Source organism: Streptomyces sp. NPDC042002, from assembly GCF_055588305.1.
The window spans coordinates 93824-118150 of the sequence record NZ_JBVJCT010000001.1; the positions used below are offsets into that span (position 1 = coordinate 93824).

Genomic DNA, 24327 nt, shown 5'->3' on the forward strand with positions numbered 1-24327 from the left:
GGCCTTGTGAATGCAAGGCCGCTTGTGCCCGGATTCACACAAAAGCGGTGGCACCGAGTGCCACCGCTTTCGTTTCGCAACGTGATCCGTTCGGCGTATCAGACCGCCTGTGACGCGACGTACGCGCCACGCTTCTCGACGGCCATCTGGTACAGCCGGCCGGCCCGGTACGAGGAGCGGACCAGCGGGCCCGACATGACGCCGGAGAAGCCGATCTCCTCGGCCTCCTCCTTGAGCTCCACGAACTCGTGCGGCTTGACCCAGCGCTCCACGGGGTGGTGGCGCACGGAGGGGCGCAGGTACTGCGTGATCGTGATGAGCTCGCAGCCCGCGTCGTGCAGCTGCTGGAGCGCCTCGCTGACCTCTTCGCGGGTCTCGCCCATGCCGAGGATCAGGTTCGATTTCGTGACCAGACCGTAGTCGCGGGCCTCGGTGATGACCTTGAGCGAGCGCTCGTAGCGGAAGCCCGGACGGATGCGCTTGAAGATCCGCGGGACCGTCTCGACGTTGTGCGCGAAGACCTCGGGGCGCGAGGAGAAGACCTCGGCGAGGTGCTCGGGCTCGGCGTTGAAGTCCGGGGCGAGCAGTTCGACCTTGGTACGGCCGGCCTCGCGGCCCGCCGTCTGGGCGTGGATCTGGCGGACCGTCTCGGCGTACAGCCAGGCGCCGCCGTCCTCCAGGTCGTCGCGGGCGACGCCGGTGATGGTGGCGTAGTTCAGGTCCATCGTGACGACGGACTCACCGACACGGCGCGGCTCGTCGCGGTCCAGCGCCTCGGGCTTGCCGGTGTCGATCTGGCAGAAGTCGCAGCGCCGGGTGCACTGGTCACCGCCGATGAGGAAGGTGGCCTCGCGGTCTTCCCAGCATTCGTAGATGTTGGGGCAGCCCGCCTCCTGGCAGACCGTGTGCAGGCCCTCGCTCTTCACGAGTGCCTGCATCTTCGTGTACTCGGGGCCCATCTTCGCCCGGGTCTTGATCCACTCGGGCTTGCGCTCGATGGGGGTCTGGCTGTTCCGGACCTCCAGGCGCAGCATCTTGCGTCCGTCGGGTGCGACTGCGGACACATCGGCTCCCTGTAACTTCGATTCTTCGGCGTACACCAGGGTACGCCCGTGCGGTTCTCGGCCCCCGAGGTGGGCAACCTTCGGGAGCGGGGGTGCATTCCCGGGGGTTTCCCGCCGTGGGGGTGCGGGTCCTAGGCCGGCGCGGCTTCGACGACGCGCGGCTTCAGGTCCGCGTTCGCCAGTACGTCCCCGAGGTGCTTCTCGGCCACCGGGAGGACCTCGGCGATGGTCACGTCGCGGCCCAGCTCTCCGGCGAGGGAGGCGACCCCCGCGTCGCGGATGCCGCACGGGATGATCCGGTCGAACCAGGCGTTGTCCGGGTTCACGTTCAGGGCGAAGCCGTGCATCGTGACGCCCTTGGCGACGCGGATGCCGATCGCGGCGATCTTGCGGTCCTCGCGGCGCTGGCCGGCGTTGGACGGGGCGTACTCCGGGCCGTTGAGCCGCGGGTCGAACTCGTCGTCCCGCAGCCGCGGGTCGAAGTCGAGGGAGAGGCCCCCGGGCGCGGAGGGCCGGTCGGCGGGATCCTTGGCGTCACCGAGGATCCAGACGCCGCTGCGGCCCTCGACCCGGCTCGCCTCCAGACCGAACTCCGCGCAGGTACGGATAAGGGCCTCTTCCAGACGGCGTACGTGGGCTACGACGTCCACCGGGCGCGGCAGCTTCTGGATCGGGTAGCCGACCAGCTGGCCAGGACCGTGCCAGGTGATCTTGCCGCCGCGGTCCACGTCGATGACCGGCGTGCCGTCCAGGGGCCGCTCGTTGTCCGCCGTGCGCCGGCCCGCGGTGTAGACCGGCGGGTGCTCCAGAAGCAGACAGGTGTCGGGGATCTCGTCCAGGAACCGGGCGGCGTGCACACGGCGCTGCTCGTCCCACGCCTGCTGGTACTCGACGGCCTCGGCACCGAATCCCATGCGGACGAACCGCAACTCACTCACGGCAAGCGCCTCCCTAGAAGCTTCCTCGGGCACGTGGTGGTCCCCGTGCGGGGCGCGCGGAGGAACCTTTCGTCAGGTCCGTCGTGCGCCCACGCCACTGTACGTCCGCCCGATCCGCGTCAGCCCGACGGCTAATCCTCACACGATCGGATGAATGAATGTCGATATGTGCGATGCGGTGCTCACGCTCCGCTACATTCGCGCCGTTCACGAGGCCATAAGGGCTGCTCACAGGCAATCCGGGCACGAGGAGTCCTCGGGGGAGGCGCGAACACGTTCCACGCCGCCCCGCGGCCCCTTGGGGACCCGAAGGCAGGAGACCGCACCGCAGATGACGGAACGACCCGCGCAGCGCATTCCCAATCGACAGCTCGCCGCGCTCATCGCAGAAGCGGGGTTCTCCAACGCAGGTCTCGCCCGTCGCGTGGACCAGCTCGGGCTCGAACACGGACTGGACCTGAGATACGACAAGACCTCCGTGACCCGGTGGCTGCGGGGCCAGCAGCCGCGCGGGACCACTCCCGCGCTCATCGCCGAGGTCTTCACCCGCCGCCTCGGCCGGCGCCTGAGCGCGCAGGACCTCGGGCTCGACGCCTGCGCACCCGTGTACGCGGGGCTGGAGTTCGCCGCGACCCCCGAGGAGGCCGTGGACATCGTCAGCGGCCTGTGGCGCAAGGACTCCGGCAGCCACGCCGAGCTCCGCAAGATCGCCTTCACCCCGGCCGGACTCGTCGTGCCCAGCCGGGACTGGCTGATCGGCCGGGCCGACGACCGGGTCGCCCGCGGCGACCAGCCCTCCCGCGTGCCCGCGCAGGGCCGCCCGGCCGCGCCCAGGCTCACGGCACCGCCCGAACAGGGCGGACCCTCGTCCCGGCAGCGCGGCCGGACCGAGCGGGGCCCCGGCCAGCGGGTCAGCGGCGGGGACATCGCCGCGCTCCGCTCGGTCGGCGAACTCTTCCGCGCCCTCGACCACGCCTACGGCGGCGGCCACGCCCGGCAGGCACTGGTCCGCTACCTGGAGCACGAGGCCGAGCCGATGCTGCGCGGCACCTACGGGGAGCAGACCGGCCGGCATCTGTTCGCCGCCGCCGCGGACCTCACGCGGCTGGCCGGCTGGACGTCGTACGACATCGGCGCGCACGGACTCGCGCAGCGGTACTTCGTCCAGGCGCTACGCCTGGCGCAGGCCGCGGGCGACCGGGTGTACGGCTCCTACGTGCTCATCACGATGAGCCGGCAGGCCGTCTACCTCGGGCACGGGCGCGAGGCCGTGCAGCTCGCGCGGGTCGCCCAGCAGGGCCTCGGCTCGGGGGGCCCGCACGTCGTGCAGGCGCTGCTGCACGCCGTCGAGGCGCGCGCCCACGGAGTGCTCGGCGAGGTGCGGGCCTGCACGGCCTCCCTGGTCCGGGCCGAGCGCGCGCTGGAGACCTCCCGGACCGGCGACGAAGTCCCGCACTGGGCACGGTACTTCGACGAGGCGCAGCTCGCCGACGAGTTCGGGCACTGCCACCGGGACCTTCAGCAGTTCCGGGCCGCCGCGCAGCACGCCGAACGGTCGCTGCAACTGCGGGCACCCGGCTACGCGCGCAGCCGGCTGTTCTGCCGGGTGGTGCTCGCCTCGGCACGGCTCGGGCTCGGAGAGCTCGACCAGGCCTGTCTGCTGGGCGCGGAGGCCGCGGGGCAGGCGGCCGAGATGCGGTCGGCGCGGGCCGTCGAGTACGTACGGGACTTCGAGAAACGGCTCGAACCGTACAAGGACGCCGCGCCCGTCCGCGGCTACCGCGACAAGGTGGCCGCGCTGAGCTGAGCGGGGCCGGGGCGTCCCCGGTCTCCGGCCTGGGGTACCGGAGACCGGGAAGCTCGATGGGCTCACCGGGGGAGCATGTTTCGCCCGCCCGGCAGGCAGGCGTCGCCGGGATGGTCCCAGGCTCTGGGACCAGAGCCTGGGACGCGGGGTCAGGCGGCGGCGGACTCCAGGGGTGCCGCCAACGGGGCCGGGCGGACGTCCAGGTCCGTCAGGAGGGCGTGGGCGGCCCGCCGGGCCGAGTGCAGCGCGCCCTGTGCCGTGCTGGTGTCCCGGTGGTCGCCGCACACGTACAGGCCCGCCAGCAGCCGTACGGGGCGGCGCGGATCGTGCGGTGGCGGCATCGCCGGGACCGCCTCGGGTTCGTGATGGACCGCCAGCAGTTCCCAGCGGGACGTCGACGTGCCGTAGAGACGGGCCAGCTGGGCGCGGACCGCCGCGTCCAGGTGGGCCGCGGCGGGCGGAGTGCCCAGCACGGTCGAGGAGATCAGGGCGCGGCCCGCGGGTGCCCGGGTGGGGTCGACCTGGCTGACGACCGCCGTGTGCGCCACCGGACCGCTCCGGTCGGCGTCCAGGAGCAACGCCGGTTCGGTGAGCGGGGGTTCGTCCGTGGTGTGGTGCAGAACGGTCACCGGATGGAAGGCGGGGACGTGCAGTCCGGGCAGGAACTGGGCGGCTGCGCGGGCGCCGGTCGCCAACAGGACGGCCCGGCAACGGAGTTCGCCGTGGTCCTTCGTCGTCACACGGGTCGTGGAGACGGCGGTGACCTCGACGCCGGTGTGCACGGTGCCGGGCGGAAGGGCGGCCGCGAGCAGCTCGGGGAGCGCGTCCGCGCCGCCCTCCGGCAGACACAGCCGGCCCGTCGCGAAGGAGTGCAGCGCGAGGTCGGCGCAACGGCTCGACGTCCGGAGCTCCGGGTCGCACAGCAGGGCGGCGAGGAGGGGGCGCAGAAAGGTGTCGACCGTGCGGGGCGGGAGGCCACGGGCGGTCAGCGCCCCCGCCGCGGCGAGGTCCGGGCGGGCGAGCAGGCGCTCCGGCGGGGTGGCGGCCAGACGCGCGAGGGCCGTGCTGAGACGGGACTGGTCGAGGGGGCCGCCGAGCGGCCCGGGGCGGGTGGTTCCGCGGGCGGGCCGGGGCAGCGGAAGCCGGGGGGCGCTCGCGAGGGCGCGTGCGGTGGTGAGTGCGCCCCTCGCGCTCCGGGGAGTGCCGGGCGTGCCCGCGGGGTGGCGCTGTCCGTCGCTGTGCAGCAGCACGCCGGGGGAGAACGGGCACAGGGCAAGGGCGCCCAGGCCCGGGGTGTGGCGCAGTTCCGGGTACGAGGTGGACAGGAGCCGGCCGAGCCGGTCCAGCCGGAAGCCGTCGATTTTCTCCGTGGACATACGACCGCCCACATGGGGGGCGGCCTCCAGGACGGCGGTCCTCAGCCCCGCCCCGGTCAGATGCCGTGCGGCCGCGAGGCCGGCGACACCGGCTCCGACGACGACGACGTCCACGTCTTCCGCGATCTCCGCCATGTGCGCGGCTTGGCGTGCGGGCTCTAGCACGTGCCCTCCTCGAGGTTGCGCGGCCGGTGGGGACGTCATGCCCCCAACACGCTTCTGGGATACCCGAGTTCGGATCGAGGGTGCGAGGTGTGGGCCCGAGGGGGAAGTCGCGCGGCGGCCGTGCACGGGAGCATGGGGGGTGCATGTACCCGACCGCCGGGGGCAGTTGGACCCGCCGGAGGCGGTACGCGTGCCCCGGGCGACACCCGGCGAGGTGCTCCGGGGTTCCCCGGAGACGCGCCCCCCCGCTCAGTCCAGCGTGGCGCGCAGGGCTCCCTCGATCGACGGGAACGCGAAGGTGAAGCCCGATTCCAGGAGGCGGGTGGGCAGGACGCGTTGGCTGCCCAGGATGTCCTCGGCCATGTCGCCCAGGGCGAGGCGGAGGAGTGGGGCGGGGGTGGTGAGGAGGGTCGGGCGGCGCAGCACGCGGCCCATCGCCTCGGTGATCTCGCCGTTGGTGAGCGGGTCCGGGGCGGTCAGGTTCACCGGCCCGGACAGGGACTCCGTGTCGATGAGATGCCGGATCGCGGCCACCTCGTCGTGCAGGGCGATGTAGCTCCAGTACTGGCGCCCGTTCCCCATCCGCCCCCCGGCGCCCGCCCGGAACAGCGGGATCAGCCTGGCCCAGGCCCCGCCCTCGCGGGCCACCACGAGCCCGGTCCTGGGCAGCACCGTACGCACCCCTGCCTCCTGCGCGGGAGCCGTCGCCTCCTCCCACTCCACGCACACGGAGGGCAGGAACCCGTCCCCGGGCGGCGCCGACTCGTCCACCGCACGGCCGTCCGTGTCCCCGTAGAACCCGATCGCGCTCCCGTTGACGAAGACCCGCGGCGGTTCGTCGAGCGACGCCACCGCCTCCGCGAGGGTCGCCGTCCCGAGCACCCGGCTGTCCCGGATCATCCGCTTGTACGTTCGCGTCCAGGGCCGCGCCGCGACCGGGGCGCCCGCCAGGTTGACCACCGCGGCACAGCCGATGAGCCCCACCGCGTCGATCCGCTGCCGCTGCGGATCCCACCGGACCTCGTGCGCCGAGCGCGGCTCCCGGCGCACGAGCCGGACCACCTCGTGCCCCTCGGCGCTCAGGGAGCGCGCCAGCGCGGAACCGATCAGACCGGACGCGCCGGCGATCACGATGCGGGAACCCGGGGACAGCGGTGAGTCGCTCATGGGTCCATCCTGCCCGCGCCGCCGCGGACTTCACGGAACGAGCCCCAGCGCGGCGGCCGTACAGTGACCGGTATGTCAGCTGCTCCGCGGATACGCACCGCCACCCTCGACGACGAGGACGCGCTCGGCCGGCTCGACCGCGACACCTGGTCCACGCTGCACGCCGTCATGCCGCGCCCCAGGCCGCCGTACGAACCCTTCTACAGCGAGCGGTTCGGTCCCCGGGACCATTTCGTCGCCGAGCTCGACGGCCGCCTGGTGGGGTACATCCGGCTCGGCTTCCCGACCCCGCTCGCCAGCAACGCGCACGTCCGGCAGATCCTCGGACTCGCCGTCGCCGACGACGCGCGCGGCGCCGGGGTGGGCCGCGCGCTGCTGCGGGCGGCGCGCGAGGAGGCCGGCCGCCAGGGCGCCCGGCGCATCACGCTGCGCGTGCTCGGCCACAACACTCCGGCGCGCGGGCTGTACGAGTCCGAGGGCTTCGTCGTCGAGGGGATCCTGCCCGGCGAGTTCCTGCTGGACGGCGTGTACGTGGACGACGTCCTGATGGGACGCCCGCTCTGATCGGTCCCGCTGATCAGTCCTCGTCCCCGGTGGGCAACGGGCGAAGGCCGTCCATGAGGTGACGCAGACAGCGGAGCGCCAGCTCTGCGGGTGAACCCGGTCCGTCCGCCGCCGCGTCCGTGGCCGCCCAGGTCTCCAGGGCGATCCGGATCGCGTCCGTGGCCGCGGCGGCGATCAGCCGGGTCTCCAGCGGGTCCGCACCGGTGCCGGCCAGCCGTGCGACCACCGGGATCAGCCGTTCCTCCGACTCCTGGTTCACCCGGTACCAGACGGCGCGCAGCGCGGGATCGCCGACGGCAGCCCGCAGCAGGGTGCGGGTCTGCTCCAGTCGTTCGGCCGCGTGCGCGCCGGGGGAGGACAGCGCCTCCGTGACCGCCCGCTCCAGCGCCTTCGGGAGCGCCGTGTCCGGTTCCGTCGCCGCGAGCAGCGCCCGCCAGTGGTCGCCTCCGGCGGCGAGCAGCGGGCCCACGGCGTCCTGCTTGTTGCGGAAGTAGCGGTAGAAGGTGCGCAGCCCCACGCCGGCCCGGCGGGCGATGTCCTCCGCCGTGGTGCCGTCCGGGCCGTGCTCCGTGAAGAGCTCCGCCGCCGCGCGCGCGATGTCGAGCTGGGTCGCCGCCTTGCGGCGCTCGGTCAGCGAGAGTGCGGGGGCTTCGGGCGCGCGGGACGGCTGGCTGCTCACGGGGAAAGCGTACGCCGGGAGAGAGGCGAGGGGCATGTTTCGCCGATGCGGCAAAACATGCCACACGGCGGGTCCCGGCGGCCCCGCGCCGCAGGGTCCCAGGCCGTGGGCACCACACCCCGGGACCCGCGCCGGGACGGCCGTATCCCCTCGCCGGGAGGAGGCCGCGTTCCCCGGCATGGGGCAGGCCGCGCTCCCGGGCCGGTCCGCGACCCGCCCGGGTCAGGAGGTGACGAGGTCGCCCGTGTCCACGCGGGCCGTGGCGTGTGCCGCCTTGTGGGCGTCGCCCGCGACCTCGTGCGCCGTCAGGACGTACCCCGTCTCGTTGTCCGAGGTCGAACGGGCGAAGACCACGCCGTACACCTTGCCGTCGGTCGTGAGGAGCGGCCCGCCGGAGTTGCCCGGACGGACGGTCGAGCGGATCGAGTAGATCTCGCGGGTGACCGTGCCGGAGTTGTAGATGTTCTGGCCCGTCGCGTTGATGCGGTTCGCGACCGTGGCGGCCTGGAGATCGAGGCCACCGTCCTGCGGGTAGCCCGCGACCACCGCGGAGTCGCCGCGCGAGGCGACCCCGTCGAAGTGGACGACAGGCGCCCGCAGACCCGGCACGTACAGGACGGCGACGTCCTTCTGCGGATCGAAGAGCACCACCCGCGCCTGGTAGGGGCGGCCGACCCCGCCCACCCGCACGGTCGGCCGGTCGATGCCCGCCACCACGTGGGCGTTGGTCATCACGTGCTGGGAGGAGTAGACGAAGCCGCTGCCCTCCCGGCCCTGGTTGCCCGAGACGCCCTCGACCTTCACCGTGCTCAGCTTGGCGGCGTTCGTCGCGGACGGCGTCACACTGTCCCCGGAGGGCTTGGCGACCCCGGCCGTCGGTTCGTTCTCGAACGGGTTGAAGACCTGCGGGAAGCCCGCCTCCGTGAGCGCCGAGGTCGCACGCGAGAACCAGGTCGGGGTGGTCTCCGGCATCGTCTTCTGCACGGCGCCCAGCAGCGCCGAGTTGCGGATCGACTGCGTCACCACCACCGAGGAGGACGCGCCGAGCACGCTCGCCGCCACCCAGGCCACCAGCAGCACGGCCAGCGTGTTCGCCGCGGCTCCGCCGATCCCGTCGGCCACCCGCAGCGGCCCCTCGTCCAGCTCGCGGCGCAGCTTCAGCGCCAGCCGCCCGGCCAGCTCGTGGCCCACCACGGCGGGCACCAGCACCGTGAGCACCGCCGTCACCGTCGCCGCCGGTGTCCCCGCCGTGACCAGCTCCATCATCCAGGGCAGCACCCATACGCCGATGACGGCGCCGCCCACGAAACCGGCCAGCGACACACAGCCGGCCACCAGGCCGCGGCGGTACCCGGACGCCGCGTAGACCAGGATCACCAGCATCAGCAGGAGGTCGAGCACGTCCACGGAGCCGCCTTTCTCTAGGGCCCCTTAGTACGCGCCGGGCGGGCCCAGTGATCAGCCACGCGCGTTCGGTGCCGCGGAAACGGCCACACACCCGTGGACCTGTAGAAACGTCCCGGACACGCATGATGGTTCCACCAGGTGGCACACCACACATCGCGGGCCGCGCTGATCCGGGTCAGGGTGGCTCCATGCGTGTCTTCCGGAAGCCGCGGGGGCCTCGAATACGGAGCGGGGAGCGAGCGTCCCGTCCCGTGCGTCATGGGCGCCCGGCGCCCCGGGCCCGCGAGGATCACACAGGAGCGGGGCGAGCGCCCCGTGCCTCCCTGCCGTCCGGCGTGCGCCGGCGTGCGCGGGTGGGGCCGCCGAGACCGCTCCTCATCCTCTTCGGGTGCGTACCCGGCCTGCTCGCCCTCCTGGCGCTGGTGATGTGCACGGCCGGGATGGACCGCACGGCGCCCCGCGCGTCCGTCCCGAGACCGCCCCCGGTCGCGGCCCGGCTCACCGTGCCCCGCCCCGTCGCCCGGCCGCCCATCGTGCCGCGGTCGAAGTGGCTCGACGCCGCGACCACGCGCGAGCAGCCGCCGCCCCGTTACGACGACCGAGTCGTCGCGGTCTTCATCCACCACACCGACTCGCCGAACGGCTACGACTGCGCCGACGTGCCCCGCATCATCCGTGACGTCTACGCGGGCCAGACCGGTGTCAAACAGTGGGACGACATCGGCTACAACTTCCTCGTCGACCGCTGCGGCACGATCTACGAGGGCCGCGCGGGCGGCGTCGACCGGCCTGTCACCGGGGCGCACACGCAGGGCTTCAACCATCGCTCCGCCGGGATCGCCGCGATCGGCACCTTCACGGGGGGAGCACCGGTGCCGAAGGCGATGACCGAGGCGATAGCCCGCCTCGTGGCCTGGAAACTCGGGCTCGCCGGCGTCGATCCCCGGGGCACCGTCCGCCTCGTCTCCAGCAACAGCCTCAGCCGGTACGCGACGGGCACCGCCGCCGTGCTCTCCACCGTCTCCGGCCACAACGCCGCCTTCATGACCACGTGCCCCGGTGCCGCCCTCACCGCCCGCCTCCCCGAGATCCGCGCCCTGGCCGCCCGCTACCAGGGCCGCTGACGGCCCCGCCGAGCCCCGCGCCGACAGTCACAGGCACGCCCCCGGCGGCTCACAGACTCCCCAGAGCCGTGCGTCCTACGGTCGTCGTACGCACTGACCGGAGGTGGGGATCATGAGGATCAGTCGGACGGAGCCCGCGCGCCGCACGGGGAGCGGGGCGCACGCGGGGCACATCGCGGGCGCGCGGGACGCGGAGCCGGCCGACGGCCGGGTGAGGACCGCGCGCGGCCCGTGGGCGGTGGTCTGCGCGGTGGCGACGGTCGTCCTGGGCCCGGCGGCGGTCACGGCGTCCGCGCTGGACCAGGCCAACGCGGCCCCGATGCACCAAACGGCGCACGCCGATCAGCCGCAGGCGCACCTCCCCTCGGACCTGGTCCGCCGACGAACCGCGGCCTAGACCCGGCGGACCTGCGGCTTGGAGCCGGCGGAGCCGCGGCCCAGACCCGGCGGACCTGCGGCTTGGAGCCGGCGGACTTGCGGCCTGGCGCCGACGGACCGCAGCCTGGAAGCGGACCGGCCACGCCTGAGACTCGGGTCCCGCCAGTCCCACAGCAGGGACCGCCGGTTCCGCAGCCGGTCCTGCCAGTCCCGCAACAGGTTCCGCTGGTCCCGCAGCCGGTCCCCGGCGGTCCCGTCAGTCCCCGCAGCCGGTCCCGTCAGTCCTCCCTGAACCGCTCCCACAGCTTGGGGTAGCGCTCCGCGATGACCGACTCGTTCTCGAATTCGAGCGGGGTGCCCTCGGGCTCCGCCGCCGCGGCCGGGATGCCCAGGGCGGGCGCGACCGCACCGGTCAGCTGCTCGTAGGCCTCGTCGGCCGCGTAACCCAGCTCCTCGCCGTCGCCGTCGATCTCCTCGTCGAAGTCCTCCAGGAGTTCGGCGAGCGTGTCGGGGTCGTGCATCGCGCCCTCGAAGACGTCCCGGCCCTGGCCGATCAGCCAGCACCGGAAGAAGTCGAAGGCGTCGTCGCTGGCCCCGTCGAGCAGCACCCAGGCCGCGCCCCACAGATCCCAGCGGTACGCGCGGTTGTAGCGGGACTCGAAGTGCCGGGCGAAGTCCAGGACGGAGTCCGGGTCGAGCTGGACGAGCCGCTCGACGAGCAGATCGGCCTGTTCCTCGGGATCGCCCTCGGCAGTCTCGCGGGTCGTGTCCACCAGCTGCCAGAACTCCGTCTCGTCCATCACGGGTCCAGCATCGGGCCTGGGCGGGAGGGACGCACGCGGAGTGGCGCAGATTGTTATGCATGCACATGCCGAAGGTAAAACCGCCGGGTTCGTGCGGATTTCAAGCGGGGTGGCGCGGAACGGCCTCACGCAGCCCGCGATCGCCGGCGAAGTGCCGCGCATCCGGCCGCGAGCACCGGTGGAACGCCACCCGTCCGGCCGCGATCACCGGTAGAGCGAGGCCGATCCGGCCGCGTCCTTCGCGCACCGCTCCCGCAGGGCCGCCGGAGCGATCACCTCCACCTCGGGCCCGAGCCCCCGCAGCTGTACGCGGGCGACCTCCTCGGACTCGACCGGGAGCGTGAGGGTCACCCAGCCCCACCCGTCGGGGGCGCCGGACGCGCCGAGCCCCTCCTTCGCGGCCACGGGATCAAGGACGTACGGCAACTGTCGTACGCCCTCCGGGGACAGCCGTACGACGACCTCGGACCGCAGGACGGACCGGGCGAACTCCTCGGCCCGCTCCTCCCAGAACGCGGGCAGGTCGAACCCCTCGTCCCGGCGGAAGCGCTCCGCACCGAGGGCGACGGCGGTGAACCGGTCGATCCGGTACACCCGGAAGGACTCCGCGTCCGCCACCCGCGCACACAGATACCAGAGGCCCGCCTTCAGGACGAGCCCGTACGGCTCCAGCGTCCGCTCCACCTCCGACTCGCCCCGCCGGTAGCGCGCGCGGACCGGGCGGTCGTCCCACACCGCGTCCGCGACCGAGGGCAGCAGCTCCGGCGTCCGGGGCTCGCTGAACCAGGCGGGCGCGTCCAGATGGAACCGCTGCGCCGCCGTGCGCGAGGCGTCCCGAACGGAGGGCAGCAACGCCGCCGACACCTTCAGCCGGGCCGCCGACGCGGTGTCCTCGAGGCCCATCTCGCGCAGCGCCCCCGGTACCCCGCTCAGGAACAGCGCCTCCGCCTCGCCGCGAGCCAGCCCCGTCAGCCGCGTCCGGTACCCGCCGACCAGGCGGTAGCCGCCGGTCCGCCCCCGGTCCGCGTACACCGGGACCCCCGCCTCCGACAGCGCCTGCGCGTCCCGCGTGATCGTGCGCTCGGACACCTCCAGCTCCCGCGCCAGCTCGGCGGCGGTCATCGACGCGCGGGTCTGGAGCAGCAGCACCAGCTTGATCAGACGAGCGGCACGCATGGCTTCATCATGCCGGGCACCACTGACAACCCGGGGACGGGCGGCTGACCCCGCGGGGCCGCCGTGCGGGGCCGTCGTGCGAGGGCGGGGAAAATCAGTGAAGGGGTACGGCGGTCGGTCGCCGTACCCCTTCACCGGGTTCATACCCCGAGCACTACAGGCCGTAGCGCTCCCGGGCCTCCTTCACCGCGGACGCCTTGACCTCACCGCGGCGGGCGAGCTGCGCCAGCGCCGCGACGACGATCGACTGCGCGTCCACGCCGAAGTGGCGGCGGGCCGCCGCACGGGTGTCGGAGAGGCCGAAGCCGTCGGCACCGAGCGAGGACCAGTCCTGCTCGACCCACTGCGCGATCTGGTCCGGGACCTGGCGCATGTAGTCGGAGACCGCGAGCACCGGGCCCTCCGCGCCCTGCAGCGCCTGGCGGACGAACGGCACGCGCTCCTCGCCGCGCAGCAGGGCCGCGTCGGCCTCCAGCGCGTCGCGGCGCAGCTCGGTCCAGGAGGTCGCGGACCACACGTCGGCGGCCACGCCCCACTCCTCGGCGAGCAGCCGCTGGGCCTCCAGGGTCCAGTGGATCGCCGTACCGGAACCGAGCAGCTGGATGCGCGGGGCGTTCGCCGCGGCCACGTTCAGGCCCGCAGACTCCGCCGTGTTGAAGCGGTACAGGCCCTTGAGGATGCCCTCGTCGATACCGAGGCCGGCAGGCTTGGCCGGCTGCCGCATCGGCTCGTTGTAGACGGTCAGGTAGTAGAAGACGTCCTGGTCCTCGCCCGGGGCCGCCTCGCCGTACATCCGGCGCAGACCGTCCTTGACGATCGCCGCGATCTCGTACGCGAACGCCGGGTCGTAGGACAGCGCCGCCGGGTTGGTCGCCGCGATGACGGGGGAGTGGCCGTCCGCGTGCTGCAGGCCCTCACCGGTCAGCGTCGTACGGCCCGCCGTGGCACCGACCAGGAAGCCGCGGCCGAGCTGGTCGCCGAGCTGCCACATCTGGTCGGCGGTGCGCTGCCAGCCGAACATCGAGTAGAAGATGTAGAAGGGGATCATCGTTTCGCCGTGCGTGGAGTACGCGGTCGACGCGGCGATGAAGTCCGCCATGGAACCGGCCTCGGTGATCCCCTCGTTGAGGATCTGGCCGTCCTTGGCCTCCTTGTAGTACATCAGCTGGTCGCGGTCGACCGGCTCGTACGTCTGGCCCTTGGGCGAGTAGATGCCCAGCGACGGGAAGAGCGACTCCATACCGAAGGTACGGGCCTCGTCCGGGACGATCGGCACCCAGCGCCGGCCGGTCTGCTTGTCGCGGACCAGGTCCTTGACCAGCCGGACGAAGGCCATCGTCGTCGCCAGGTTCTGCGTGCCGGAGCCCTTGTCGAAGGCCGCGAACGTCTTGTCGGCGGAGGCCGGCAGCGGGGCCACGGCGTGCGTACGGCGGGCCGGGGCCGGGCCGCCGAGCGCCGCGCGGCGCTCCTGGAGGTAGCGGACCTCGGGGGAATCGGCGCCCGGGTGGCCGTAGGGCACCACGCCGTCGACGAACTGGCTGTCGGAGATGGGCAGTTCGAGCAGGTCACGCATCTGCTTGAACTCGTCCGTCGACAGCTTCTTCATCTGGTGGTTGGCGTTCTTCGACGCGAAGCCCTCACCGAGGGTGTGGCCCTTGACCGTCTGGGCCAGGATCACCGTCGGCGCGCCCTTGTGGGCGAGGGCGGCGCGGTAGGCCGCGTACACCTTGCGGGCCTCGTGACCGCCGCGCGAGAGGTGGAAGCACTCGAAGATCTTGTCGTCGCTCAGCAGCTTCGCCATCTCGACGAGCGCCGGGTCGGAGCCGAAGAAGTCCTGGCGGATGTAGGCGGCGTCGCGGGTCTGGTACGTCTGCACCTGCGCGTCGGGTACCTGGCGCAGGCGGCGGACGAGCGCGCCCGTGGTGTCGAGCCGGAACAGCTCGTCCCAGGCCGAGCCCCACAGCGACTTCACGACGTTCCAGCCGGCGCCGCGGAACTGGGCCTCCAGCTCCTGCACGATCTTGAAGTTCGCGCGGACCGGGCCGTCGAGGCGCTGCAGGTTGCAGTTGATGACGAAGGTCAGGTTGTCCAGACCCTCGCGGGAGGCGAGTGCGAGTGCCGCCGTCGACTCCGGCTCGTCCATCTCGCCGTCACCGAGGAACGCCCACACGTGGGACGCCGAGACGTCCTTGATGCCGCGGTTGGTGAGGTAGCGGTTGAAGCGGGCCTGGTAGATCGCCGACAGCGGGCCGAGACCCATGGAGACGGTCGGGAACTCCCACAGCCAGGGCAGCCGGCGCGGGTGCGGGTACGACGGGAGGCCGTTGCCGCCCGCCTCCTGGCGGAAGTTGTCCAGGTGGTGCTCGGTCAGGCGCCCGTCGAGGAAGGCACGGGCGTAGATGCCGGGGGAGGCGTGGCCCTGGATGTAGAGCTGGTCGCCGGACCCGTCACCCTCCTTGCCCTTGAAGAAGTGGTTGAAGCCGGTCTCGTAGAGCCAGGCCGCGGAGGCGAAGGTGGCGATGTGGCCGCCGACGCCGTGCTTCGCGCCCCGGGTCACCATCGCGGCCGCGTTCCAGCGGTTCCACGCGGTGATCCTGGCTTCCATCGCCTCGTCGCCGTCCACGGTGGGCTCGGCGGCGGTGGGGATGGTGTTGACGTAGTCGGTCTCGAGCAGCTTGGGCAGCGCGAGACCGTTGCCCTCGGCGCGCTCCAGCGTGCGGCGCATCAGGTACGCGGCACGGTGCGGCCCGGCCGCCTGGGTGACGGCGTCCAGGGAGGCCTGCCATTCGGCGGTCTCCTCGGGGTCGCGGTCCGGGAGCTGGTCGAGCTCGCTCGGCTGGATTGCGGTGGGGTCGGTCATTGCGCCGCCTTCCGGATGCGGAGGGGGGTTCCCTCATCGGCAAGGGGTTTTCGGGGTGTGCCCTTGGTCTGTGGCAGGACAGGGCGGCGGGCTCTTGTAGGAGCCCGTCGGTGACTGTAACTCCCTGATCGATGATCGATCAAAGGATTCCGGGGGAAATCCTCTTCAGATCGGAAAGTCGGCACGGGGTGCCTTGAAGCCAGGCACCGGGTGCCTTGAAAATCGACGGTTCTCGCAGGTGGGAGCACGGTTGAGCGCGGGTGTGCTCCCCTGCGCCGGTGTCGTCCGGGCGTGCCTCACGGGCGTGGGGCGCAGCCGAGGACATGGGCCTTCACGAGGTCGGCGATCAGCGGATCGCGCCGCCTGAAGGCGTCCACGAGGGCTTCGTGCTCCTCCGCGTACGACTGCTGGACGGTTCCGAGCCAGCGGATGGACAGGGCCGTGAAGACCTCGATGCCCAGGCCCTCCCAGGTGTGCAGGAGGACGGAGTTACCGGCCGCCCGGACCAGCTCGCGGTGGAACCCCACGGTGTGCCGCACCTGGCCGGTCCCGTCCGCGAGCCGGTCGGCCTCGTACAGCGCCGTCACGTGCGGTTCGAGGGCCGAGCAGTCCTCGGCCAGCCGCCCGGCCGCCAGCTCCGCCGCGATGGCCTCAAGACCGGCTCGTACGGGGTAGCTCTCCTCCAGGTCGGCGGCCGTCAGATTCCGCACCCGTACGCCCTTGTTCGGCGCCGACTCGATCAGCCGCAGCGACTCCAGCTCGCGCAGCGCCTCCCTGACCGGGGTCTGGCTGACCTCCAGCTCGGTGGCGATCCGCCGCTCCACGATCCGCTCGCCCGGCTTCCAGCGCCCGCTGACGATCCCCTCCACGATGTGCTCGCGGATCTGTTCGCGCAGCGAGTGGACGACGGGCGCGGTCATGAAGGCTCCTTTGGGAGGGGCGGCGAAACGGCGAAACCCCGAGGGCGTTTGACCTTTAGACAATAAGGCCGCGCCCCGGTCGGTGAGGGGTGCATGGCGGCGCTTTCCCGCAGGTGAGACGAGACTTACACGCTGTCAGAGTGTTCCCTGCCGTACGGGCTCGTACCGGGTGAAGTCCGGATTCGTACCGCCGATGTGACCGCCGAACCCGGGGTCCGGCGGAAGAACGGCGGCCGCGGGAACCCCGGCCCCGCACAAACACGGCACCCCCGTCCGGAGGTCCGGACGGGGGTGCCGTGTCAGCGTGCGAGCGGTGCGGGTTACAGGCCGAGCTCGACCTCGAACTCGCCCGCCTCCAGGATCGCCTTGACCGCGGTCAGGTAACGGGCCGCGTCGGCGCCGTCCACCAGACGGTGGTCGTAGGAGAGCGTCAGGTACGTCATGTCGCGGACGCCGATGACGGTGCCCTCCTCCGTCTCGATGACGGCCGGACGCTTGACCGTGGCGCCGATGCCCAGGATCGCGACCTGGTTCGGCGGCACGATGATCGTGTCGAACAGCGCGCCGCGCGAGCCGGTGTTGGAGATGGTGAAGGTCGCGCCGGACAGCTCGTCCGGGGTGATCTTGTTCGCCCGGACCTTGCCCGCCAGGTCGGCGGTGGCCTTGGCGATACCGGCGATGTTCAGGTCGCCCGCGCGCTTGATGACCGGGGTCATCAGGCCCTTCTCCGAGTCCACCGCGATACCGATGTTCTCGGTGTCGAAGTAGGTGATCGTGCCCTCGTCCACGTTGATCCGGGCGTTGACGGCCGGGTGGGCCTTCAGCGCCTGGGCCGCCGCCTTCACGAAGAACGGCATCGGGGAGAGCTTGACGCCCTCGCGGGCCGCGAAGGAGTCCTTCGCCTGCGCGCGGAGCTTCATCAGCCGGGTGATGTCGACCTCGACGACCGAGGACAGCTGTGCCTGCTCGTGCAGGGCCTTGACCATGTTGTCGCCGATGACCTTGCGGATGCGAGGCATCTTGACGGTCTGGCCGCGCAGCGGGGAGACCTCCAGGACCGGCGCCTTCTTGGCGGAGGCGGCCGGGGCGGCGGCGGTCGGAGCCGGAGCGGCCGCGGCGGCCTTCGCGGCCTCGGCGGCGGCGATGACGTCCTGCTTGCGGATACGGCCGCCGACGCCGGTGCCCTTGACGGCGGCCAGGTCGACGCCGTTCTCGGCGGCGAGCTTGCGCACCAGCGGGGTCACGTAGGCGCCGTCGTCACCGGCGGTGGCGGCGGGCGCCGGAGCCGGGGTGACGGGGGCGGCGACCGGCGCGGGGGCCGGAGCGGCGGGCGCGGCCACCGGCGCGGGGGCCGGCTGGGCCGGGGCCGGGGCGGCGGCGACCGGGGCCGGGGCCGGGGCGGCGGCGACCGGGGCCGGGGCCGGAACGGCGGGGGCCGCCGGAGCCGGAACGGCGGGGGCCGCCGGAGCCGGGGCGGGGGCAGCGGGGGCGGCAGGAGCGGCGGCGGCCGGAGCCGCGCCCGGAGCGCCGATGACGGCCAGCTTGGCGCCGACCTCAGCGGTCTCGTCCTCGCCGACGACGATCTCCAGCAGCACGCCGGCGACCGGCGCGGGGATCTCGGTGTCGACCTTGTCCGTGGAGACCTCGAGCAGCGGCTCGTCCTCCGCGACCTCCTCGCCGACCTGCTTCAGCCAGCGGGTGACGGTGCCCTCGGTGACCGACTCGCCCAGCGCGGGCAGCACGACGTCGGTACCGGAGGCGCCACCGGCCGGAGCGGCGGGGGCGGCGGCGGGAGCGGCCGGGGCCGCGGGAGCCTCGGCGACCGGGGCGGGGGCGGCCGGAGCGGCGGCCGGGGCCTCGGCGGCGGGGGCCGGGGCGGCGGCGGGCGCGCCCGTGCCGTCGTCGATGACGGCCAGCTCGGCGCCGACCTCGACGGTCTCGTCCTCGGCGACCTTGATGGACGCCAGGATGCCGGCGGCGGGAGAGGGGATCTCGGTGTCGACCTTGTCCGTCGACACCTCCAGCAGCGGCTCGTCGGCCTCGACGCGCTCGCCCTCGGCCTTCAGCCAGCGGGTGACAGTGCCCTCGGTGACGCTCTCACCGAGTGCCGGAAGGGTTACGGAAACCGGCATGGTTTCTGTTGCTCCTTATTGGGGTCTCCCCTGCTCGATCGGAATCGAGAGCTAGGGGAAGTGCGGAAGTCTGTGGTCGTCGTCGCGCCCTGCTCGACGCGGGGACTGGGTACAGCCGGCGGCCGGGCGGACCGGCCGGGGCTGATCAGTCGTGCGCGTGCAGCGGCTTGCCCGCGAGGGCGAGGTGGGCCTCGCCGAGCGCCTCGTTCTGCGTCGGGTGGGCGTGGATGAGCTGGGCGACCTCGGCGGGCAGCGCTTCCCAGTTGTAGATCAGCTGGGCTTCGCCGACCTGCTCGCCCATGCGGTCGCCGACCATGTGGACGCCGACCACGGCACCGTCCTTCACCTGGACGAGCTTGATCTCACCCGAGGTGTTGAGGATCTTGCTCTTGCCGTTGCCCGCGAGGCTGTACTTCAGGGCGACGACCTTGTCCGCACCGTAGATCTCCTTGGCCTTGGCCTCGGTGATACCCACGGAGGCGACCTCGGGGTGGCAGTACGTCACGCGGGGGACACCGTCGTAGTCGATCGGGACGGTCTTCAGACCGGCCAGCCGTTCCGCGACCAGCATGCCCTCGGCGAAGCCGACGTGCGCGAGCTGGAGCGTCGGGACGAGGTCGCCGACGGCGGAGACGGTCGGCACGTTCGTGCGCATGTACTCGTCGACCAGGACGTAGCCGCGGTCCATCGCGATGCCCTGCTCCTCGTAGCCGAGACCGGCCGAGACCGGGCCGCGGCCGACGGCGACGAGCAGCAGCTCGGCCTCGAACTCCTTGCCGTCGGCAAGGGTGACCTTGACGCCGTTCTGGGTGTACTCGGCCTTCGAGAAGAAGGTGCCCAGGTTGAACTTGATGCCGCGCTTGCGGAACGCGCGCTCAAGAAGCTTGGAGGAGTTCTCGTCCTCGAGGGGCGCGAGGTGCTTGAGGCCCTCGACGATCGTCACGTCGGCGCCGAAGGACTTCCACGCGGAGGCGAACTCCACGCCGATGACACCGCCGCCCAGGATGATCGCGGACTGCGGCACGCGGTCCAGGACGAGGGCGTGGTCCGAGGAGATGACGCGGTTGCCGTCGATCTCCAGGCCCGGCAGCGACTTCGGCACGGAGCCGGTCGCGAGGAGCACGTGGCGGCCCTGGACGCGCTGCCCGTTCACGTCGACGGAGGTCGGGGAGGACAGACGGCCCTCACCCTCGATGTACGTCACCTTGCGGGACGCGATGAGACCCTGGAGACCCTTGTACAGGCCCGAGACGACCCCGTCCTTGTACTTGTGGACGGCGGGTACGTCGATGCCCTCGAAGGTGGCCTTGACGCCGAACTGCGCGCTCTCGCGGGCCTGGTCGGCGATCTCACCCGCGTGCAGCAGGGCCTTCGTGGGGATGCACCCACGGTGCAGGCAGGTACCGCCGACCTTGTCCTTCTCGATCAGGGCGACGTCCAGGCCCAGCTGCGCTCCGCGCAGCGCCGCGGCGTAACCGCCGCTACCGCCGCCGAGGATCACTAGGTCGAAAACGGTGCTGGCGTCGTTCGCCACGTCACGTCCTCCATGCATGTGCGCCGTAACGCCGGGCACCGTTGTCCCTTGCGGGTGGTTGACCGGTCGGTCGGCTGGTGTCCGGCCGCTCTTTCTACGGCCCTGTGGTGGGGGCCCTGTCCTGCCGAGAACCCATCTTCGCACTTGTCGAGGGCGAGCGAGACGCCGGGCCGGTGTGTGGGACGTCTGATCCATCACGTCGACGGGGTGCGGAGCCGGGTGAACCCGCGGATTTCGTCGCGGGCGAAACCTCCGTACGGCCATACGAGCGGCCCCGGGCGAGTCAACGCCCGGGGCCGCTCGCGGTACGAAGGCTCAGCCCAGGTCGCCGGCCGCCGTCAGTTCGGCGAGACGGACCAGGGTGCGGACCGCGGAACCGGTACCGCCCTTGGGGGTGTAGCCGAACGGGCCGGCCTCGTTGAACGCGGGGCCCGCGATGTCCAGGTGCGCCCAGGTGATGCCCTCGCCCACGAACTCGCGCAGGAACAGACCGGCGACCAGGCCGCCGCCCATGCGCTCGCCCATGTTGGCCATGTCGGCGGTGGGGGAGTCCATGCCCTTGCGCAGGTGCTCGGGCAGCGGCATCGGCCAGGACTCCTCGCCGACCTCGTCGGCGGCCTCGACGATCGAGGCGCGGAACGCGTCGTCGTTGGCCATCACGCCGAAGGTGCGGTTGCCGAGCGCCAGGACCATCGCGCCGGTCAGCGTCGCCACGTCGACGATCGCGTCCGGCTTCTCCTCGGACGCCTTCCACAGCGCGTCCGCGAGGACCAGCCGGCCCTCGGCGTCGGTGTTCAGGACCTCGACGGTCTTGCCGCTGTACATGCGCAGCACGTCACCCGGACGGGTGGCGGAGCCGGACGGCATGTTCTCGGCGAGGGCGAGCCAGCCCGTGACGTTGACCTCCAGGCCGAGGCGCGCGGCGGTGACCACGGCGGCGAAGACCGCGGCGGCGCCGGCCATGTCGCACTTCATCGTCTCGTTGTGCCCGGCGGGCTTCAGCGAGATGCCGCCCGAGTCGTAGGTGATGCCCTTGCCGACGAAGGCGAGGTGCTTGGTGGCCTTGGCGGAGGTGTACGACAGCTTCACCAGGCGGGGACCGGCGACCGCTCCGGCGCCGACGCCGACGATGCCGCCGTAGCCGCCCTTGGCCAGGGCCTTCTCGTCGAGCACGGTCACCTTGATGCCGTGCTCCTTGCCGGCCGCGGTGGCGACGGCGGCGAAGGACTCCGGGTTGAGGTCGTTCGGCGGGGTGTTGACGAGGTCGCGGGCGCGGTTGAGCTCCTCGGTCACGGCGGTGGCGCGCGCGACGGCCGCCTTGTACGCCGCGTCCCGGGGCTTGCCGCCGAGCAGCGTCACCTCGCCGAGCGGACCCTTGCCGCTCTTGGCGGCGTCGCCCCGGCCGGTCTCCTTGTAGGCGTCGAAGCCGTACGCGCCCAGGCGGGCGCCCTCGGCGACGGCACCGGCGTCGGCGGCGTCCCGGATCGGCAGCGCGAAGGCGGCCTTCTTGGCTCCGGCGAGCGCGCGGGCGGCGACACCGGCCGCGCGGCGCAGTGCCTCGGCGTCGAAGCCGTCCTCCTCCTCGGGGACCGCTCCCAGGCCGACGGCCACCACGACGGGGGCCTTGAATCCGGACGGCGCGGGCAGCTTGGTCACCTCGCCCTCGGACCCGGAGGCGCCGAGGGTCTCCAGGATTCCGGCGAGCCCGCCGTCGTACGCCTTGTCCACGGCCTCGGCGCCCGGTGCGACGACCGGGCCCTTGGGGCCCTTCGCGACACCGACGACGATCGCGTCGGCCCGCAGACCTGACGCTGCGGCGGTGCTGAGAGTGAGAGCAGTCACGGTGGTGAGATCTCCGCTTCCATTGAAGTTCGTGTGGCCGAGAGGGGTGGGTCGACCGGGCCCGACGGCTGACCCTAGATCCGTCCTCGGGGGCGGTCCTTGCCGGGGCCCCTGACAGGGCGGGCGAGTACCCGGGACGAGCCTACGCTCGGGCTCGGGTTTCGCTCATTCCTACGGACGTTCACCCACAAGTGGCGGCGTGCTGGATTCCCGCCCCTCACTCTTGGTCACCTGAGACACACTCATCGTGTTCCGGTGGGCGGGTCGTCCACTGGTTTGCACGATTTCCACAGATCCCCCACGGTTTCCACCCGAAGGGGGATCTTCGAGGGGGAGGCGCAACACATGGCACAGAGTCTGCATCGGTGGAGAGGGACGGCCGCCGTCCTGGGGGCCGCCGGACTCCTGGCGCTGGGAGTGGGGACTCCCGGCGCATCCGCTGCCGCCACACCGCGCATCGATCTCAAGGTCCTGGTCGTCGACAACGGCGCGGGCCAGGTGGGGGCGATCACCGCGGAGCTGAAGAACGACGGTGTCCCGTACACCACGGTCAATCTGGGTGACGCGAGCCGTCCGACCATCAGCGCGACGTTCCTGAGCGACACCGTGAACGGCGCCCCGCGCGCCAAGTACCAGGGCGTCGTCCTGCCGAACGAGGCGCCGTTCGGCGCGGGTTCGGCCGAACAGACCGCTCTGGAGACGTACGAGAAGACGTTCGGCATCCCGCAGGTCGACGCCTACACCTGGGCACACCCCGAGGTCGGTCTCGACTACACCAACCAGAACGGCGGCTGGTCCGGCGTCCTGGACGGAGCGACCACCCAGATCACCGCGGCGGGCACGGCCGGCCCGTTCCGCTACCTCGACGGACCGCTGACCTTCGAGGACAACGACCCGGCGGTGCAGGAGACCTACGGGTACGCGGCGCACCCGAGGGACGGGTTCACCAGCTACCTGGACGCGCCCACCGGCGGTTCGATGCTCGGGCAGTACGCGCACGACGGGCGCCGCGAACTCGTGGTGACCTTCGCGTACAACCAGTACCAGAAGCAGTTCAAGGTCCTGGCGCGCGGCATCGTCGAATGGCTCACCCAGGGCGTGCACCTCGGGCAGAGCAGGAACTACTTCTCCGTCCACGTCGACGACGTCTTCGCGTCCGACGCCCGCTGGGACTCCCAGCTCAACTGCACGCCGGGCGACATCGACTGCGCGGGCGGCGACGGCGAGGACACGACCACGCCGATCCGGATGACCGCGGACGACGCCGCCTACGCCGCCCAGTGGGAGGCCGACCACGGGTTCACGCTCGACATGGTCTTCAACGCGGGCGCGGGCGAGGAGTGGAAGACCGAGAACGGCGGCACGGACGCCCTCACGGACCGGCTGCTCGCCGACAAGGCCAAGTTCCGCTGGATGAACCACACGTACACGCACCTGTTCCTCGGCTGCGTCCAGGACACCACGACCGTCCCCTGGACCTGCTCGAAGAACGCCGACGGCTCGACGAAGTACGTGAGCCGGTCGGACATCTCCGCGGAGATCGCGAACAACAACAACTGGGCGGCCTCCCACGGCCTGTCCACCGACCGCACCGAGCTGGTGACCGGCGAGCACTCGGGTCTCAAGACGCTGCCCCAGCAGCCCGACGACAACCCGAACCTCGCGGCCGCCCTCTCCGCGAACGGCGTCAAGTGGACCGGGTCCGACAACTCCCGTGAGCCCGAGCAGCGTTCGGTCGGCAAGGGCGTGATGACCGTCCCCCGCTACCCGATGAACATCTACTACAACGCCGGCAAGGCCGAGGAGATGGCCGACGAGTACAACTGGATCTACACCTCGAAGGCCGACGGCGGCAGCGGCCTCTGCGAGAACAACGCCACGTCCACCTGCATGCCGGCCCCGCTGAACGCGGCCACCGGCTACGCCGACTACATCGTCCCGGTCGAGGCGCGCAACGCGTTGTCGCACGCCATCGGCAACGACCCGCGCCCGCACTACGTCCACCAGTCCAACCTGGCCGAGGACCGCATCCTGTACCCGGTCCTGGACAAGGTGCTCTCCGACTACAAGGACATCTACGCCGACAACACCCCGCTGCAGAACCCCCGCGAGAGCGCGATCGGCACCGAGCTCCAGCGCCGTACCGACTGGCAGACGGCCCTGGCGAGCGGCAAGGTCACGGCCTACCGCGTCGGCAACACCGTCACCGTCACGGCCCCGTCCGGGACCCAGATCCCGGTGACCGTGCCCGAGGGGACCACCAAGCAACTCCTGGTCGGCACCACCCCGTTCGGCACGCCGTACGCGGGACAGCGCAATGACTGGACCAAGCCGGAGCTCCTTCAGTCCGCAGTGAAGCTGAACCTGCCCGCGTAAGCACGGCAGCGCCGT

18 protein-coding genes are annotated in these 24327 nt (G+C 72.2%); 5 read left to right on the forward strand and 13 right to left on the reverse strand.

Annotated features, from left to right (window positions below; genetic code table 11):
• Positions 1-98 precede the first annotated feature (98 nt).
• Together lipA and lipB are read right to left on the reverse strand one after the other, a co-directional pair.
• The gene (lipA, locus tag ACZ6KY_RS00395) at positions 99-1064 is read right to left on the reverse strand and encodes a lipoyl synthase (protein WP_261708511.1); all 966 of its coding nucleotides are present in this window, start codon (positions 1062-1064) and stop codon (positions 99-101) included.
• 131 nt (positions 1065-1195) lie between these two features.
• The gene (lipB, locus tag ACZ6KY_RS00400; protein WP_469308075.1) at positions 1196-2002 is read right to left on the reverse strand and encodes a lipoyl(octanoyl) transferase LipB; all 807 of its coding nucleotides are present in this window, start codon (positions 2000-2002) and stop codon (positions 1196-1198) included.
• A gap of 331 nt (positions 2003-2333) precedes the next feature.
• On the opposite strand from lipB, the gene ACZ6KY_RS00405 reads away from it, so the two are divergent.
• The gene (locus ACZ6KY_RS00405; RefSeq protein WP_469308076.1) at positions 2334-3809 is read left to right on the forward strand and encodes a regulator; all 1476 of its coding nucleotides are present in this window, start codon (positions 2334-2336) and stop codon (positions 3807-3809) included.
• Positions 3810-3958: 149 nt separating this feature from the next.
• Here the strand turns inward: ACZ6KY_RS00405 and ACZ6KY_RS00410 are convergent, their stop codons facing one another.
• The gene (locus ACZ6KY_RS00410) at positions 3959-5320 is read right to left on the reverse strand and encodes an NAD(P)/FAD-dependent oxidoreductase (RefSeq protein ID WP_469308480.1); all 1362 of its coding nucleotides are present in this window, start codon (positions 5318-5320) and stop codon (positions 3959-3961) included.
• 279 nt (positions 5321-5599) lie between these two features.
• Entirely contained in the window at positions 5600-6517 is a 918-nt protein-coding gene (locus ACZ6KY_RS00415) for a TIGR01777 family oxidoreductase (protein ID WP_469308077.1), read from the reverse strand.
• A 72-nt stretch (positions 6518-6589) separates the two neighbouring features.
• On the opposite strand from ACZ6KY_RS00415, the gene ACZ6KY_RS00420 reads away from it, so the two are divergent.
• Entirely contained in the window at positions 6590-7081 is a 492-nt protein-coding gene (locus ACZ6KY_RS00420) for a GNAT family N-acetyltransferase (protein ID WP_469308078.1), read from the forward strand.
• 13 nt (positions 7082-7094) lie between these two features.
• On the opposite strand, the gene ACZ6KY_RS00425 is transcribed toward ACZ6KY_RS00420, so the two are convergent.
• Together ACZ6KY_RS00425 and ACZ6KY_RS00430 are read right to left on the reverse strand one after the other, a co-directional pair.
• Positions 7095-7796 (reverse strand): TetR family transcriptional regulator, encoded by a 702-nt coding sequence (locus ACZ6KY_RS00425; RefSeq protein ID WP_469308079.1) that lies wholly within the window; start codon positions 7794-7796, stop codon positions 7095-7097.
• Between the two features lie 186 nt (positions 7797-7982).
• Complete coding sequence (locus ACZ6KY_RS00430; RefSeq protein WP_469308080.1) at positions 7983-9167, reverse strand: MarP family serine protease; 1185 nt, start codon at positions 9165-9167, stop codon at positions 7983-7985.
• 425 nt (positions 9168-9592) lie between these two features.
• On the opposite strand from ACZ6KY_RS00430, the gene ACZ6KY_RS00435 reads away from it, so the two are divergent.
• Positions 9593-10291, forward strand: coding sequence for a peptidoglycan recognition protein family protein (locus ACZ6KY_RS00435; RefSeq protein ID WP_469308481.1), 699 nt, complete (start codon positions 9593-9595; stop codon positions 10289-10291).
• A gap of 112 nt (positions 10292-10403) precedes the next feature.
• Positions 10404-10688: a hypothetical protein gene (locus tag ACZ6KY_RS00440; RefSeq protein ID WP_469308081.1), complete on the forward strand. Its 285-nt coding sequence runs from the start codon at positions 10404-10406 to the stop codon at positions 10686-10688.
• Positions 10689-10947: 259 nt separating this feature from the next.
• Here ACZ6KY_RS00440 and ACZ6KY_RS00445 read toward each other — a convergent pair whose 3' ends face one another.
• The 7 genes from ACZ6KY_RS00445 to ACZ6KY_RS00475 all read right to left on the reverse strand — a co-directional run bounded on the left by ACZ6KY_RS00445 (position 10948) and on the right by ACZ6KY_RS00475 (position 21936).
• On the reverse strand, positions 10948-11469 hold the full coding sequence (locus ACZ6KY_RS00445) for a DUF4240 domain-containing protein (protein ID WP_469308482.1): 522 nt from the start codon (positions 11467-11469) through the stop codon (positions 10948-10950).
• Positions 11470-11676: 207 nt separating this feature from the next.
• Entirely contained in the window at positions 11677-12648 is a 972-nt protein-coding gene (locus ACZ6KY_RS00450; protein ID WP_469308082.1) for a helix-turn-helix transcriptional regulator, read from the reverse strand.
• 154 nt (positions 12649-12802) lie between these two features.
• Entirely contained in the window at positions 12803-15508 is a 2706-nt protein-coding gene (gene aceE / locus ACZ6KY_RS00455; protein WP_469308083.1) for a pyruvate dehydrogenase (acetyl-transferring), homodimeric type, read from the reverse strand.
• Between the two features lie 296 nt (positions 15509-15804).
• Positions 15805-16428, reverse strand: coding sequence for a GntR family transcriptional regulator (locus ACZ6KY_RS00460; protein ID WP_328555938.1), 624 nt, complete (start codon positions 16426-16428; stop codon positions 15805-15807).
• 320 nt (positions 16429-16748) lie between these two features.
• Complete coding sequence (gene sucB / locus ACZ6KY_RS00465) at positions 16749-18560, reverse strand: 2-oxoglutarate dehydrogenase, E2 component, dihydrolipoamide succinyltransferase (protein ID WP_469308084.1); 1812 nt, start codon at positions 18558-18560, stop codon at positions 16749-16751.
• A 145-nt stretch (positions 18561-18705) separates the two neighbouring features.
• Positions 18706-20094 (reverse strand): dihydrolipoyl dehydrogenase, encoded by a 1389-nt coding sequence (gene lpdA, locus ACZ6KY_RS00470; protein ID WP_469308085.1) that lies wholly within the window; start codon positions 20092-20094, stop codon positions 18706-18708.
• Between the two features lie 315 nt (positions 20095-20409).
• The gene (locus ACZ6KY_RS00475; RefSeq protein WP_469308086.1) at positions 20410-21936 is read right to left on the reverse strand and encodes a leucyl aminopeptidase; all 1527 of its coding nucleotides are present in this window, start codon (positions 21934-21936) and stop codon (positions 20410-20412) included.
• 345 nt (positions 21937-22281) lie between these two features.
• Between ACZ6KY_RS00475 and ACZ6KY_RS00480 the strand changes: the two genes are divergently transcribed.
• Positions 22282-24312 (forward strand): hypothetical protein, encoded by a 2031-nt coding sequence (locus ACZ6KY_RS00480; protein ID WP_469308087.1) that lies wholly within the window; start codon positions 22282-22284, stop codon positions 24310-24312.
• Positions 24313-24327 lie beyond the last annotated feature (15 nt).

Excerpts from the sequence above, each read along its gene's own strand:
- ACZ6KY_RS00420 (WP_469308078.1), top strand. The coding sequence starts at position 6,590 with ATGTCAGCTGCTCCGCGGATACGCACCGCCACCCTCGACGACGAGGAC.
- ACZ6KY_RS00450 (WP_469308082.1), bottom strand. The coding sequence starts at position 12,648 with ATGCGTGCCGCTCGTCTGATCAAGCTGGTGCTGCTGCTCCAGACCCGC.
- ACZ6KY_RS00440 (WP_469308081.1), top strand. The coding sequence starts at position 10,404 with ATGAGGATCAGTCGGACGGAGCCCGCGCGCCGCACGGGGAGCGGGGCG.
- aceE (WP_469308083.1), bottom strand. The coding sequence starts at position 15,508 with ATGACCGACCCCACCGCAATCCAGCCGAGCGAGCTCGACCAGCTCCCG.
- ACZ6KY_RS00415 (WP_469308077.1), bottom strand. The coding sequence starts at position 6,517 with ATGAGCGACTCACCGCTGTCCCCGGGTTCCCGCATCGTGATCGCCGGC.
- ACZ6KY_RS00445 (WP_469308482.1), bottom strand. The coding sequence starts at position 11,469 with ATGGACGAGACGGAGTTCTGGCAGCTGGTGGACACGACCCGCGAGACT.
- ACZ6KY_RS00460 (WP_328555938.1), bottom strand. The coding sequence starts at position 16,428 with ATGACCGCGCCCGTCGTCCACTCGCTGCGCGAACAGATCCGCGAGCAC.
- ACZ6KY_RS00480 (WP_469308087.1), top strand. The coding sequence starts at position 22,282 with ATGGCACAGAGTCTGCATCGGTGGAGAGGGACGGCCGCCGTCCTGGGG.
- ACZ6KY_RS00405 (WP_469308076.1), top strand. The coding sequence starts at position 2,334 with ATGACGGAACGACCCGCGCAGCGCATTCCCAATCGACAGCTCGCCGCG.
- ACZ6KY_RS00425 (WP_469308079.1), bottom strand. The coding sequence starts at position 7,796 with ATGCCCCTCGCCTCTCTCCCGGCGTACGCTTTCCCCGTGAGCAGCCAG.
- sucB (WP_469308084.1), bottom strand. The coding sequence starts at position 18,560 with ATGCCGGTTTCCGTAACCCTTCCGGCACTCGGTGAGAGCGTCACCGAG.
- ACZ6KY_RS00410 (WP_469308480.1), bottom strand. The coding sequence starts at position 5,320 with ATGGCGGAGATCGCGGAAGACGTGGACGTCGTCGTCGTCGGAGCCGGT.
- ACZ6KY_RS00435 (WP_469308481.1), top strand. The coding sequence starts at position 9,593 with ATGTGCACGGCCGGGATGGACCGCACGGCGCCCCGCGCGTCCGTCCCG.